The 12,612-nt window shown below is 63.0% G+C and carries 13 protein-coding genes; 5 read left to right on the forward strand and 8 right to left on the reverse strand.

Annotated features, from left to right (window positions below; all coding sequences use genetic code 11):
- Positions 1 to 10: 10 nt before the first annotated feature.
- Positions 11 to 532: a DUF7931 domain-containing protein gene (locus CKO27_RS13715; protein WP_200375469.1), complete on the reverse strand. Its 522-nt coding sequence runs from the start codon at positions 530 to 532 to the stop codon at positions 11 to 13.
- A 461-nt stretch (positions 533 to 993) separates the two neighbouring features.
- Between CKO27_RS13715 and CKO27_RS13720 the strand changes: the two genes are divergently transcribed.
- Entirely contained in the window at positions 994 to 1,578 is a 585-nt protein-coding gene (locus tag CKO27_RS13720; RefSeq protein WP_200375470.1) for an OmpA family protein, read from the forward strand.
- A 209-nt stretch (positions 1,579 to 1,787) separates the two neighbouring features.
- Here CKO27_RS13720 and CKO27_RS13725 read toward each other — a convergent pair whose 3' ends face one another.
- Both CKO27_RS13725 and CKO27_RS13730 read right to left on the reverse strand, forming a co-directional pair.
- Complete coding sequence (locus CKO27_RS13725) at positions 1,788 to 2,174, reverse strand: hypothetical protein (RefSeq protein ID WP_200375471.1); 387 nt, start codon at positions 2,172 to 2,174, stop codon at positions 1,788 to 1,790.
- Between the two features lie 6 nt (positions 2,175 to 2,180).
- The gene (locus tag CKO27_RS13730) at positions 2,181 to 2,744 is read right to left on the reverse strand and encodes a hypothetical protein (protein WP_200375472.1); all 564 of its coding nucleotides are present in this window, start codon (positions 2,742 to 2,744) and stop codon (positions 2,181 to 2,183) included.
- Between the two features lie 461 nt (positions 2,745 to 3,205).
- On the opposite strand from CKO27_RS13730, the gene CKO27_RS13735 reads away from it, so the two are divergent.
- Positions 3,206 to 3,661 carry a hypothetical protein gene (locus tag CKO27_RS13735; protein ID WP_200375473.1) on the forward strand — a complete coding sequence of 152 codons (456 nt, stop codon included), beginning with the start codon at positions 3,206 to 3,208 and terminating at the stop codon, positions 3,659 to 3,661.
- 140 nt (positions 3,662 to 3,801) lie between these two features.
- Here CKO27_RS13735 and CKO27_RS13740 read toward each other — a convergent pair whose 3' ends face one another.
- The 3 genes from CKO27_RS13740 to CKO27_RS13750 are packed head-to-tail and all read right to left on the reverse strand — an operon-like array spanning position 3,802 to position 6,580.
- Positions 3,802 to 5,055 (reverse strand): SLC13 family permease, encoded by a 1,254-nt coding sequence (locus tag CKO27_RS13740; protein WP_200375474.1) that lies wholly within the window; start codon positions 5,053 to 5,055, stop codon positions 3,802 to 3,804.
- A gap of 42 nt (positions 5,056 to 5,097) precedes the next feature.
- Positions 5,098 to 5,769, reverse strand: coding sequence for an SOS response-associated peptidase (locus CKO27_RS13745; protein WP_200375475.1), 672 nt, complete (start codon positions 5,767 to 5,769; stop codon positions 5,098 to 5,100).
- Positions 5,770 to 5,791: 22 nt separating this feature from the next.
- Positions 5,792 to 6,580, reverse strand: a complete 789-nt coding sequence (locus CKO27_RS13750) for an esterase/lipase family protein (protein ID WP_200375476.1) — start codon at positions 6,578 to 6,580, stop codon at positions 5,792 to 5,794.
- 161 nt (positions 6,581 to 6,741) lie between these two features.
- Here CKO27_RS13750 and CKO27_RS13755 point away from each other — a divergent pair, with 161 nt between their 5' ends.
- The 3 genes from CKO27_RS13755 to CKO27_RS13765 are packed head-to-tail and all read left to right on the forward strand — an operon-like array spanning position 6,742 to position 10,323.
- On the forward strand, positions 6,742 to 8,079 hold the full coding sequence (locus CKO27_RS13755; RefSeq protein ID WP_200375477.1) for a paraquat-inducible protein A: 1,338 nt from the start codon (positions 6,742 to 6,744) through the stop codon (positions 8,077 to 8,079).
- Positions 7,985 to 9,679, forward strand: a complete 1,695-nt coding sequence (locus CKO27_RS13760) for a PqiB family protein (protein WP_200375478.1) — start codon at positions 7,985 to 7,987, stop codon at positions 9,677 to 9,679. Before CKO27_RS13755 ends, CKO27_RS13760 begins: the two co-directional genes overlap by 95 nt.
- A complete protein-coding gene (locus CKO27_RS13765; RefSeq protein WP_200375479.1) occupies positions 9,676 to 10,323 on the forward strand; it encodes a PqiC family protein in 648 nt (215 codons plus the stop codon). The genes CKO27_RS13760 and CKO27_RS13765 overlap by 4 nt, the downstream gene beginning before the upstream one ends.
- 240 nt (positions 10,324 to 10,563) lie before the next feature.
- Here the strand turns inward: CKO27_RS13765 and tadA are convergent, their stop codons facing one another.
- Both tadA and tnpA read right to left on the reverse strand, forming a co-directional pair.
- Positions 10,564 to 11,079 (reverse strand): tRNA adenosine(34) deaminase TadA, encoded by a 516-nt coding sequence (gene tadA, locus CKO27_RS13770; protein WP_338116034.1) that lies wholly within the window; start codon positions 11,077 to 11,079, stop codon positions 10,564 to 10,566.
- Between the two features lie 784 nt (positions 11,080 to 11,863).
- Positions 11,864 to 12,295 carry an IS200/IS605 family transposase gene (gene tnpA, locus CKO27_RS13775; RefSeq protein WP_200375480.1) on the reverse strand — a complete coding sequence of 144 codons (432 nt, stop codon included), beginning with the start codon at positions 12,293 to 12,295 and terminating at the stop codon, positions 11,864 to 11,866.
- Positions 12,296 to 12,612: the final 317 nt, after the last annotated feature.

The following is a 12,612-nucleotide window of genomic DNA, read 5'->3' on the forward strand; positions in this document are numbered from 1 at the left end:
GGAGGCGGCTTCAGATGAAGAGTCGACGCAGTTCGCTGTCGACGCGGCTCCGTTCCCAGAGCCGCTCGAACTCACCGCGCAGACGGCGCGCCTCGAGCGGATCGTTGAAGCTCGCGACGGCCTCCATGTTGGCGGCCAATCGGCGGTGGATATAGCCGCGTCCGTCCGCGACCAGAAAGGCATCGGGGCGTGCCTGGTCGTCCTCGTCGAGGCGCTGAATGGCGATCCTGGAGGTCAGGCGCCGCGCCAGCTCGATCAACCGATGGCCGGTTTGGCTGGCGGCGCGCGGATCGAGCACGAGCACACGCACGGGAAGATTCGCTCGCGCCAGCGCCAGCCGCCGAACCGCGCGTGGAAAGGGCTCTCGATCATAGAGCGCCGGTTCGAGGCTGGGGCTAAGGATCAGCAACTCGCGGGCCGCCTGTTCGGCCATGTCCGCGCTGGCCTCGGCGATGTCCTTGCGGCCTTCGAGCGTGATAAGCCCTTTGGTGTGGCCCAGGGTGGGTTGTTCGCGATGATCGTACTCAGGCATGAGCGAACCCGATGTGTCGTTTTACGGCGGTGCCAGATACATACAGGGAAGCCCCCAAAAGGGCGTCGGAGGACCGGATGGCGCGCCAGGATGTTGTAAATTTGTTACGCATTGAATCCGGCTAAGATCCTTTATCCCCTTGGATTCCCGTTCCATCGCTAATGAAAAACGTTGTGCCGAGATGCGGGGCGTTGTAAATATGCCGCGAGCCTATAAAAAAGTTGCACTTTTGTTGCTCGTGTGGGCTAAAATGTCTGTGTCAAACGAGCGGTTCTGGTAACGTCGACACCGCTCCGATAATTTCGCCAGTGAGATTCGCGAGGCGGAAATATTGGGTAAGCGGTCGGAATCACAAGGCATTGTTGCTAGCGGAATGCGCTGTTTCTAACCGACGTGTGCTTCAGCTTAACCCAGGGTCTCCGATTCGATCATCTCCACCCACCTGAACAGGAAACAAAAAGATGCGCAAACAGATTCAATTCAAACGCCTCGCCGCCATGGTCGCTCCGTTCGCGGTGGCCGCGCTTCTGTCGACCCCGATGGTCGCGAGCGCCAACGATTACAACATGGAACACTTCTGGTCCGCCCAGCCCGAGGGCACCGCTTGGGTGACGAACTATGGCGAGTGCTGGCAGAGCCTGCACGGGCCCGGCGATCTGGAGCCATGCGTCCAGGCCGCGCCGCCGGTTCCCAAGGAGTTCGTCGTTCGCCTGAACTTCGAGTTCGACAAGTACCGGATCGACAATATCGTCAACGACAACGAACTGCGTCGCCTCGATGACTACATCGCCCAGGTCAACCAGACCGAGGTGCGCGAGCAGATCTCGCTGACCGGCCACACCGACGCCAAGGGCTCCGAGGCTTACAACTATCAGCTCGGCCAGCGCCGCGCCGAGACCGTTCAGGAATACATGATCAGCCGCGGCGTCCCCGCCGAGGACATCGTCTCCGTGGAAAGCCGCGGCAAGACCGAGATGCTCCCAGGCGTGGACATCTACTCCGTCGAGCAGCGTCGCGTGAAGATCAACGCGGAATACTCCGAGTAATCGAGTTCCGTCCGGGGCGTGTCGCCAGGCCGCGTGCCGGGCGGCATGCCGGATCCGATGTGATATCCAGGATCGCCGACAAACCCCGCCCCAATTCCAGTCAGTCAGTTAGCGCCGCCCATCACGGGGCGCGAACGAGTCCAATGAGCCTCTCCCCCCCGACGGGGCTTATGGGAGGGCCGATCACGTTCACGCGTGATCGGCCTTTTTTAATTCCACCACTGTTCGCTGAGCCTGCCCCACGCCACCTGGCGTGGTCGCCCCGATCCCGTGGGTGGCGCGGCGTGAGCCGATGGCTTGGTTTGGCTCGGATGCGGTTGACACATCGGAGGTCGCCACTTCGGCACGGCGATCCCGGCCGTCGATAGCCAGAGTTGCTTTTCCAGCCAGGCGATGTCCTTCGAGAAGCCGTTGGTCTTGCGCGCCAAGCGACGGTTGCTTTGACGTTGCGTCAGGTTATCGCGCTCCACGAAGCTGGTGTTGATCGTTCCGCTCGTCGGGGAATCAGCAAGGTAGGCCGCCACCCTTTCAGGTGAGCCGAACACCACCCTGGTTTTGACCTCGGTCACAGGCCCGTTGGCGCGGACCTTGACCACCTGGGCCTACAGCAGGTCCGCCGTGGGCACCCGTCGAGGGTGCGGAAACCGTCCCCGCCCGCCCCGTCGCTCGGGCTGAACCCAGGCTCCGTAGACGCGCAGCAAGGCTTCCTCGTAGGCTGGCAACTGGTCGCTGGTGAAAAACGGGACAGGCCCGTCGGTCACGTCCTTCAACCGGCCCAGCAGCAAATCGGCGCTTTCCTGCGTGCGCCTCCCCACGACAAAGGCTAGGACCACCCGCCAGATGGGCGCGAACGCCAGCCACACCCAGGCGTCGCCGTAGCTGTCGCAAAGCTCCTTGGCATAGGGGAGGTGGCCTTCCTTGGTGTGAACAAAGCTCCATAGCTCATCCAGTTGGCATTCGGCCACATGCAGCCCGTTCCAGAGGTGAAGAACGACCGAGCGGCCATGCAGGGCGGCTCGGGTCAGCCAGCCGCAAACCGTGTCCTTGTCCACCTGAAAAATGCGGCCGGTCGCCCGGATCGAATTTCCTTCCGCCAAGGCACGGACCGCCGCCTCGAAAATCGCGGACTCGCTTTCCAAACCGTAGTACGCCGTGGCGTAGCTCAAGGCCACGCTGCCCCCGCAGCTTTTGCACCGCGCCTGCGGTTGACCGTGGCTGCTGCCGTTCTTGACCAGTTGGCCCCGTCGGAACGGGAGTTCTTAGCACCGGCAGTGCTTGTTGGGGCAGTAGAGCGTTTCCCAATCCATTGCCGCGCCCTTCGCTTGCGTGCAAAACGAGCAGGCCAAGGGTACGCCAGCACCTCATCGCCCAGCTAGATCATCAAGGAAAATGAGGGACACCACCGATTTTCCCGGAAATCGCCTAATGTCTCGCGGCGATAAGGCTTTGACCGCCGTGCGATTGTGACCAAATTCATGCGGTTTTTCGAGCGGAACTCGCGGCTTCGGACGCTTCTCGAATTTAGCGATCGGCGACCCTGCGCGGAAGGAAGCTGTCCCTGGAGGAGACGGTCTCGGTTGCCGAGGGTCGAGCCTGAGTCACACTCTCACCTGAGTGAGGTATCGAGATGAAGATCAAAGGCAATGTCGCGCTGAGCCTGATCGCGGTTGGTCTGTTGCAAACGATTCCAGGGGCATCCCACGGCACGGATGCCTACGCTGGAGGATCCACCCATGACCGGGTCGGCGCCTGGGTGGGCTGGTCGTCGGACCCTTTCTTCAACCATGAGACGCCCTATATCGGCGATACGATGGAACGCTCGGAGTTCTCCGACCGCGAGAGTCGGATGGCGGGGACCGGATCATCCTGGGATGGCTGGTCGTCGAACACCTTCTTCCAGGAGGTGCCCGATATTGGCGGTACGATGGAGCGGTCGGAATTCTCCGCCCTCGAGAGCGATGCAATGGGGACCGGATCATCCATGTCCATGGCGGCGTATTCCAGCGGCCATGCCGAGCGGATGGACCCTGGCCGCATGGGGCCTTGGAGTGACGGCTCCTTGGACTACTTCGAGCGTTACTGATCGCCGGGCTCGAAGTGGGCGGATGAGCCGCCGAGCCGGACGGGGCCTGGGCTCCGTCCCTCGGTACGTGAATTGTCGATCCCCGAACCTCATCGCGCGTCTCCCCGTGCCCCACGCCTGCCTGGCTCCGTCCGTCGTCATCAACCGCAGACGCTGACTCCCACCCCCATCCACAAGGTCAGCGCCGCGATGGCGAGGCTGGTCAGGGTGACCGGGATTCCGACCCGTGCGTGGGTGCGCCAGTCGATCTGGATGCCGTGCCGGGCGGCGGCCTGGACGACGATGATGTTGGCGATGCTGCTGACGATGAACGGATTGCCGGCCAGGGTGCTCGCGAGGGCGAGGACGGGTCCGTCGAGAGGTTCGGTGGCGGCCGGCAGCAACAGCATCACGGCGGGGACGTTCGAGACCAGATTGCTGAGCAGGGCGCTGGCGGCGAAGAGCGGGGCGGGGCTCTGGAGATCGAACCCGTGGGTGGCCAGCGAGGCCATCGCCCGCGCCGGCAGTCCGGTCTCTTGCAGGGCGTGATTGACGATGAAGAGTCCGATGAAGAGCACCAGCAGTTGGTAGTCGATCAGCCCCAGCATCCGATGCGAGTGCAGTCGGCGGCTGGTGAGCAGCAGTCCGGCGCCGATCAGGGCCATGAGGTCGCGCGGCCAGGGGACGAAAAGGAAGGCGGCGAACAGCAGTCCGGCGACACCGAGCCCCTTGAACGTCTGCCAGCGGCTGAAGGTCGGCGTCCGATCCTCGAGGCGCCGTTGGAGGTTCGAGGCGGCTGGCGCTTCGGGCCGGTGCCAGCGTCGATGGGTGAGTCCGAGGATGATCAGCCAGGTCGCGACCAGTCCGAGTCCGACCGGGGTGGCGGCCATCAGGAGATAGTCATCGAACGCCAGGTGGAGCGTCTCGCCGATCAGCATGTTCTGCGGATTGCCGATCAGGGTCGCCGCCGATCCGAGATTGGCCGCGCAGGCGAGGGCGAGCAGATAGGGTACGGGATCGAGCCGGCGGGCGCGGGCGGTCTCGGCCAGTACCGGCGCCATGGCCAGACAGACGATGTCGTTGCTGAAGACCGCCGACAGGCCAGCGGCCGCCGCGATCACGGCCCCCAGCAGGGCGGCGGGGGACAGGGCGAGCCGATCCAGCCGCTCGACCACCCAGTCATAGAATCCGCTCAGGCGCAGTTGCGCCGAGATCACCATGAAGGCGAACAACAGGATCAGCGTGGGCAGGTGAACCGCCCGCCAGACTTGATCCATGGGGACGACCTCGGTCGCCACCAGGGCGATCGCCCCGAGCAGGACCACCCCGGTGCGGTCCAGTCGCAGGAACGGCAGTCCGCCCAGGAACAGCCCCAGATAGACCAGCAGGAAGACGAGGATGACGAAGGTGGTCAAGGCGGAAGCGTCCGTGAGCCGAGAGGGGGTGAGGCTGGGGCGTCAGAGCGGCTCGATCAGGCTCGGGTCGTCCTCCGTCGCTTTGTTGACGCGGCGGCTGACCGGGTAGGCGATCAGGGCATCGGGATCGCAGGGCCGCAGGAGCGCCCGCAGGGCTGGCCGCGAGGCGGTGCCGGGATCGAGCCAGAAGGCGTGATCCTCGGGGGCGAGGATCACGGGCATGCGGTCGTGGATCGGTCGCATCAGCGCGTTGGCGTCGGTCACGATGATGGTGCCGCTGTGGATGGTCTCGCCGGACGCGCGATCGGTCCATTCCTCCCAGAGACCGGCGAGGGCCAGTGGCTGGTCGTCCTTGCGCCGGATGTAGTAGGGCTGTTTGCCGGTGTCCGTCGCCTGCCATTCATAGAAGCCGTCGGCTGGAATCAGGCAGCGACGGTGCCGGAAGGCGGCACGGAAGGTCGGCTTGTCGGCGACGGTCTCGGCGCGGGCATTGATGGTCCGATAACCGAGATTCCGGTCCCGGGCCCAACTCGGAATCAGACCCCAGCGCAGCGCGCTCAGGAGGCGACGGCCATCGCCGTCCAGGCGCGCGGCGCGGATCGCGCTTCCAGGCGCGATGTTGTAACGCGAGGGGAGCGGATGCTCCTCGGGCGTCGTCTCGAACCAGGCTTCAAGCTCCGGGCCGGGTCTGAACTGGGCAAAGCGACCACACATGGCGTCGACCGAACGCGGGTGCTCAGAACCAACCGGGGCGTCGTGGGTCCGGGTAGAACCAGGCCCGCAGCCCCTGGCGCTCGAAGGGCCGCCAGTCGTTCTCGGGTTGGGCGAGCCGGTCGGCGATCGCATAGAGCGAGAGCGGATTGACGGCGAGCCCGAGATGGCTGGATTCCACCTCGATGTTCTCGCATTGGGGGCCTTCGTGCTCCAGACTGCCGGGCCAGGCGACGATGCCGTCGCTGCGGCTGAAGATGGAGGTCGTCGGCACCGGCGGCGACTGCTCCAGCGAACCGTGGCGCCTGGATAGACCCATGTGGTCTCCGGTCACCCCCTCGTAGAGCCGCCAGACCTCGGACGGGCTCGCGTCGCCGGCGAAGGGCGTGCCGAGCGTGATGACCATCCGCACCTGATCGGGCGCCTCCTTGGCCAGCTCGCGCGCGAAGAGTCCACCCAGACTCCAGCCGATCAGACTGACCTTGCGGCCGTGTCTGGCGCGCAACTCGTCCAGGCGGGACAGACAGGCGGCCATGACCCCGTCGCGCGGTCCCAGATTGACGCCGAGATCCCAGGCGTGGGCCGGGTGACCGATTCCAGTCAGATAATCGCGCAGCGGTTGGGTCGAAAGATCGCAGCCGAGGAAGCGCGGCAGGACCAGCACCGGATGCCCATCGCCGCGCGGAACCTGGGCGAGCAGCGGCTGGGCCGCGAGCATGGCGGCGAATTCCCAGCCCGCGCGTCCCTCGAGCGCGAGCCGAAAGGGTGCGAGTGCGTTGAGCCAGGGGTTGAAGGCCAGGGAGGCAGCGGTCATGAGCGGATCACTTGAGTCTTGAGTAAGGAACGCGAGAGGCGAATCGAGGGAATATTCTACCAGCGCTTGGGTCGCCGAGCCCGACCGCGATGGCGTTCGACGGGATGTATAGTGAGGCGATCCCAGCGGTTCGGAAGCGGAACCCATCGGAGTCCAGTGGAATGCCTTACGACCGTCTGACCGAATGCCTCGAATGCGGCCTCTTGCAGCGCAACCGGCCGCCGCCGCCGGGCGGCTCGATCCGGTGCGTGCGCTGCGGTAGCCTGCTGCATCGCGACCGGCCGGATAGTCTGAATCGAACCCTGGCGCTGACCGTCGCCGGGATCGTGCTCTTCATCCTGGCCAACGGTTTCCCCTTTCTGTCGTTCGAGATGCAGGGGAACCTCACCCAGACGACGCTCTTGAGCGGCGTCATGGAGCTTCAGTCCGCGGGTTATGGGCTCATCGCCGCCGTGGTGTTCTTCACCAGCGTGCTCGCGCCCGGCCTTCAACTGACCCTGCTCCTGGTGGTGCTGATCCCGCTCGCGCTCGATCGCCTGCCGCCTTGGCTGCCACGTCTGTTCCGCCTGGTCCGGACACTGGCCCCCTGGGGCATGATGGACGTCTTCATGCTCGGGATCCTGGTCTCGGTGGTCAAGCTCTCGGAGCGGGCGACCATCGTTCCAGGGGCCTCGCTGTTCGCCTTCGGCGCGCTCATTCTGGTACTGGCGGCGGCTCAGGCGGCCCTGGATCCGGACCTGATCTGGTCGCGTGTGCCGTTACGGAGCGATCCCGTGCGCGCGATACGGCCAGGGGATGATCACCTGGCGTGCGATGTCTGTGAACTGGTGATCCCGCGCGCGTCCGCCAACCTGGACGGGCGGCATCCGCGCTGTCCGCGTTGCACGGATGTCCTGCATCGGCGCAAGCCCTACAGTTTGCAGCGAACCTGGGCGCTGATCCTGGCGGCCTTCGTCTTCTATATTCCGGCCAATCTGCTGCCGATCATGACCTCGACCTCGCTCGGTTACGTCCAATCGGATACCATCCAGAGCGGCGTCGTCTACCTGCTGTCCCAGGGCATGTGGCCGTTGGCGCTCATCGTCTTCATCGCCAGTATCCTGGTGCCAATCCTGAAGCTGCTGATCCTGGTCTTCCTGCTGCTCTCGGTGCATTTCCGATGGGCTTGGAGCCCTCGGGAGCGGACACGCCTGTATCGTGTCACGGAGGCGATCGGCCGCTGGTCGATGGTGGACATCTATGTCGTCACCATCCTGGTCGCGCTGGTGCGACTCGGCAACCTGGCGAATGTCCAGGTGGAGTCTGGCGCCATTTTCTTTTGCGCGGTCGTCGTCCTCACGATGTTCGCGGCCATGTCGTTCGATCCCAGGTTGATCTGGGACGTTCTGGAGCGGGAGGGGGAGCATGACAGAGACCGAGAGCGATCCGGGACGGTCGCCGCTAGACCCGGCGGACCAGGCTTCCGAGTCCATCCCCCTGGCGGTCGTTCGGACCCGTGACCGCTTTTCGCTGGTTTGGCTCATTCCCCTTCTGGCGGTGGCGATCGGCGTCTGGCTGGCGGTCAAGACACTGAATGAACGCGGGCCGACCGTCACCATTGAATTCAAGACCGCTTCCGGACTCGTGGCGGGCCAGACCAAGGTCAAGTTCAAGGACGTGGACGTGGGCCAGGTCAGCGCCATCGACGTCAGCCGGGATCTCAAGAGTGTGCTCGTCACCGCCGAGATGAAGCACGCCTTCGGCGCCTTCCTGACCGAGAACACACGCTTCTGGGTGGAGCGGCCGCGGGTGACCGCGAGCGGCGTCTCCGGTCTGGACACGCTCTTTTCCGGTGCCTACATCGCCCTGGATCCAGGCACCGAGGGACGCGCCAAACGCGACTTCAAGGGCCTGGAGGATCCGCCCATCATCACGACCTCCGAGGACGGCAAAAGATTTCTTCTGCGCTCGCCGACCCTGGGCTCGCTGAACATTGGCTCGCCGGTCTACTACCGTCAGATCCAGGTGGGGCAGGTGGTCGGCTACGCGCTCGATCAGGACGGTCAGGCGGTCAGCATCGAGATCTTCATTCAGAGCCCGCACGATACCCTGGTCAGCGCCAACACCCGCTTCTGGAACGCCAGCGGCATCGACTTCTCGGTCTCGGGCTCCGGGATCAAGGTCGACACCCAGTCGCTCCTGGCGGTTCTGATCGGTGGCGTCTCCTTCGATACCCCGGAGACCATCGACTCGGATCCTACCTCTGCGGTCGAATCCGCCGACTTTCCGCTCTATGCGACGCGCGAGACCGCCTATGCCAAGATCTATTCGCGCAAGGAGCGGTATCTGCTCTTCTTCAAGGGTTCCGTGCGGGGACTCGCGATCGGTTCGCCCGTACTCCTGAAGGGAATCGGTATCGGGCGAGTCCTGGATATCCAACTGCAACTCGACGCCGATGACCTGGAGTTCCAGATCCCCGTGCTGATCGAGATCGAGCCCGATCGCGTCGCTGTTCGCGGCGCCACACCCAGGCCGGACGACCGCGATCTGGTGCGCAGGTTGGTCGAGAGCGGGCTGCGCGGGCAGCTCAAGTTCGACAGTCTCCTGACCGGCTCGCTCTACGTGGACCTGGATTTCTATCGGGACGCCAAACCGGAGCTGGTCGTTCGATACGGCGATCACGAGGTAATCCCCACCCTCCCTGGATCCCTGCAGGAGCTGACGACCAAGGTCACCAACGTGCTGGACAAGGTCGACGCCATTCCACTGGATCAGATCGGTCGGGATCTGAGCGCGACCGCCGCGGGCGCCAACGCGCTGGTGAACTCGACCGTGCTCAAGCAGGCGATCGTCGAACTCGAGGGCACGCTCGCTCAGGCGCGCGGAACGGCCGAGCGGCTGAACCAGGAGATCGCCCCCGAACTGGCCAATACCTTGCGGGAGAGTTCCGCCACCCTCAAGAACGCGAAGTCGATGATTTCGGACCGCTCGCCCGTCTATGTCGAGATGCAGCGGATGTTCCAGGAGGTCTCGGGCGCGGCGCGCTCGATTCGGCTGATGGCGGATTATCTCGAACGCCATCCGGAGGCGCTGATCCAGGGCAAGGGGAGGGGACGATGAGATCGGTGACCGGAAGGATTCTCGCGGCGGGCCTGCTGGCCCTCCTGTTCGCCGGCTGCGCGAGCACGCCACCGTCGAGCTTCCATACCCTGGCTCCACTATCCCAGCCAGAGGCCGGCGCTGTCGTGGGGAAGGGCGATTTCAGTCTTGGGCTTGGCCCCGTGACCTTTCCGGTCTTCCTGGACCGGCCGCAGATCGTCTCGCGCGCCTCGGCCAATCGGCTCGCGATGGATGAATACCAGCGCTGGGGCGGGACGCTCCAGGATGATTTCCTCCGGGTCTGGAGCGAAAACCTAGCCCTGCTGCTCGGCACCAGCCGCATCCTCATCTTCCCGAGCGAGATCCGTTATCCGCTCGATTTCCGTATCGCCGCCGACATCCTGGCCTTCGAGGGCACCGCCGACGGTCACGCCCTGCTCAAGGTTCGCTGGTTCGTGCTGGACGCCGAACTCGACCGCGTCCTGAGCGCGCATGAAACCGCCTACCGCCGTCCACTCTCGCCGCCCGGCGACGCGGAGGCCCAACTCGCCGCCTTGAGTCTGGCCCTAGCCGATTTCAGTCGCGAGGTCGCGGCGGTCCTGAGAACGCTCCCCAAGCCTGGTTCCGAGCCGAATCAGTCCACGGCCAACGCTCAAAGCCCGTAAGCCATGATCCGTATCCAAACCCACCAGAATCATCGCCAAGAAGCGCATTATTCGTCGTAGGGCCGTGCGAAGCCCGCGCGCGCCCTGTGGGCGCCCCGCGAGGCGTAGCGGCGACCCCGAGCGGGACGAACCCGGGCTGAACAGATTATCGCCATGGCGCGAGTCCCGGCGGCGAGGGAGCGACCCGCCGGGTATCACGAGCGCTCACGCGACACTCCGGTGTGACCGGATCCCTCTTGCCTAGATTTTTTCGATGACCTCCGGGGCTCGACCGTTCTTCGCGGACGATGAGCGGCGGGCGCGAAAGAAATCCCTCAGAATCTCTCCACAGGCCACGGCCAGGATCCCGCCGCGAGACTCGGTGCGGTGATTGAAGCGTCCGTCCGAGGGCAGCAGATCGAAGAGGCTCCCGCAGGCGCCGGCCTTGGGATCGGACGTGCCGAAGATCACCTGACCCACGCGGGCGTGAATGATGGCCCCGGCGCACATGACACAGGGCTCCAGGGTCACATAAAGAATGGAACCGGGGAGGCGGTAGTTGCCGACACGCCGGCCAGCCTCGCGCAGCGCCTGGATCTCGGCGTGGGCGCTGGCGTCATGCTCGGTGATCGGGCGGTTCCAGCCTTCCCCGATGACCTCGCCGTCGCGCACCAGCACGGCCCCGACCGGAACCTCGCCTGCCTCGGCCGCGCGGCGCGCCAGTTCGAGCGCGCGGCGCATCCAGTGTTCGTCGTCGAGCGTCTCCTCTACTCCCACTCAACAAAACCCTCTTTGTATCCACTGGGCGCACGGTTTGCATTGCAACTAACTTGTAGGTCTAACGGCATGTCGCGCCTCACTCGCTTTAAGCTAATTGCTTGATTTTAAATGGCTTGAATTTCGAAGAATAACAAATTTTGTAATGCGAAAAAATAAGAACGCTTCTTGTTAGCCGTGCGCAGCTCGACTCATGCCGAAGCAGGTGCCGGTCGTTTTCCCGTTCCCATCGAACGGTCCATAATCCCGCATCAGACCGTCTCTAACAGCGTTTCCGCAGGTACACTTAAAGGTGTAACATTTGACCTGTTAACAAGGAGAATGGCAGAACAGAACGGCTAGGGCGCGGACAACAGATAAGGCGAAATAAGGAACGCTTGGAATTTGACTGCATTTCTGATCCATAGCAAAAAAGAGAGAAAAGCCAGTGAAGGTAATGAGGATAGCTTTTGTTTTCTCGGCTGTGATCTTTTGTCAGACACTAAACGCAATATGTCTGTCGCAAGAATATAATAGCCCTTGTAGATATCCTGCTGGCGATGCTTGGTGCTATGAGAATAGTGATAATTTATACGCATATAAAGATAGCTGCCTGAAGAATGGGCAGCCTGTTGCTTCTTCTGGGATTAACAAAGATTTCGGATCTTCCGCAGATAGCCAAGTGGCTTCTAGCTCAGTAACAATCCCCCGGCAAAGCCGGGGGCCTTGAATTCGTGAGCCGCTCGAAGCGGCAAGGGGTCGCTAACGCGGCCCCACGGTTTTTGGGCCGCCTAAAGGCGGCAAATTAGCGCCACAGATTCAACGGCTCTAGTCGCTGATCCTCGACCTCTTGGCGCTGAATGTACGCTCGGATCGTGGCTTCATCGCGACCCACCGTCGAGACACAATAGCCGCGTGCCCAGAAATGCTGACCACGATAGTTGCGTTGCCGCTCGCCGTAGACCCGCGCCAAGTGGATGGCACTCTTACCCTTGATGTAGCCCACGACCTCGGAGACGGCGTACTTCGGCGGAATCGAGATCAACATGTGAACATGGTCAGCCATCAAATGCCCTTCTTCAATCCGACATTCCTTGTGACTCGCAAGCTTGTGGAGCACCTCTCCTAGATGTGACCGCAACTGTCCATATAGGACCCTCCGGCGGCACTTCGGAATGAAAACAATATGGTATTTACACTCCCACCGGGAGTGGCTTAGGCTGTCAAAGTCGTCCATCGGGACTCTCCTCAAACGTGTGCTTGGCGGCTCACGCTAGGGAGCGTCCCCGATGGACTCCCGTAAATGTCAAACTTCTACGGTCACCCCGGCAAAGCCGGGGGATTTCTCAGAGGATGTCTAAAAACTAAACCCTTGATTTCAAATAGCCTGGTACCATAAAATCCGCCAAATCTATACAAAATACGGATTCTAATTCGCGGATTATGATGACTTCAGACCTGGAAAAATGGCCTTTGAGATATCCGAGCGACCTTTCCGATGAAGAATGGGAAGTCCTTCGGCCAATCTTTGACGAACTTGAACCTTATAAGACT

Origin of the sequence: Thiocystis violacea, from assembly GCF_016583575.1 — a bacterium.
Classification (GTDB): Bacteria; Pseudomonadota; Gammaproteobacteria; order Chromatiales; family Chromatiaceae; genus Thiocystis; species Thiocystis violacea.